Source organism: Halomonas sp. Cn5-12, assembly GCF_021532545.1.
GTDB classification, from domain to species: domain Bacteria; phylum Pseudomonadota; class Gammaproteobacteria; order Pseudomonadales; family Halomonadaceae; genus Vreelandella; species Vreelandella aquamarina.
On sequence record NZ_JAKGAY010000083.1, the window covers coordinates 1 to 1,019 of the forward strand.

Below are 1,019 nucleotides of genomic sequence, written 5' to 3' on the forward strand. Positions count from 1 at the left end.
ATCAAGGGGTTCAACAAGCTGGAGCTGGTCGTGAACAACGTCCAGTTCAAGGACGGCGAACCCTTGACCGATCAGTCAGACAGGACTGCCGCCTGACCGGCCATACACAGAATTTGACAATAACTCGAGAATGCCAGCCTCGAGTCATACCCTAAAACAACGGTACCTATCAAATCGTAAGCGGGAGCAATACGCCATTTGCCTTTTGCATCTTGTAGCAGTGATACATTTTTTGCGTGGCCATCGCTATTACCCACCAGCACGTTAAAAATTTGCCAGCGGAGCAGCTGTTGTAATGATTGTGCAGGAGGCTTACATACATCACGTAAAAGGTGAAAACAGTCGGCCAGTGTCGGTCCACCGTACTCTTGATACTTTTGCGTACGTGACATGCCCATTGCTTGGCATAAATCTTCCTGGTGGATGCGCTGTAGTGAGCCGTTTACCCATGCTCTATCGTAACGCTCTACAACCAGTAGGGGATACCGCCCTGCATAACGTACTGAGGTGGAGGGGCAATCAATATCGACAAGCGCTGCCAGCGTATTGAGGTAGAGTTCGTTAAAAATAACGTGGTCGCGCCCATCTACCGCAAACTTAACGATATGTGAGGAAGGAGCAGTGCCTTGAGGCAAATAAAAAGTTTCATCACGCCAGATGACGGGTATTTTGTCCTGTGCGCCCGCCAGTGAAAGACGTGGATTGGGTGCTTGTTGTGACTCTGCAAATAGCGCATAGCGTTGCTTAAAAGCAGCCCACTCATTAAGCCTTTCTTGTGAAAGGGGCGTATCGCAATCATGGCGATTAGAAGGTTCTGGTGTTTGATGAGGCGGCAGAATCGATAGTGCTCCGGCGCAATCCCCACCAATAGCGGCAAGCAGTGAGAAGTCGTCTTGACCTCCTCCCCTTCCTCAGCTTCTTAGGAAGCTGCCGCCTGCGGCGGAAAGGAAGGGGATTCCCGGTTGTTGCCTTCCGGGTTCCTGCTTCACAGCCCGTTGCCCTTGGTGATGGCACCTCAG

At 51.2% G+C, this 1,019-nt stretch carries 1 protein-coding gene; it reads right to left on the reverse strand.

Features of this window, described 5'->3' with window-relative positions; all coding sequences use genetic code 11:
* Positions 1-71: 71 nt before the first annotated feature.
* On the reverse strand, positions 72-881 hold the full coding sequence (locus L1249_RS17395) for a HipA domain-containing protein (RefSeq protein ID WP_328284151.1): 810 nt from the start codon (positions 879-881) through the stop codon (positions 72-74).
* Positions 882-1,019: the final 138 nt, after the last annotated feature.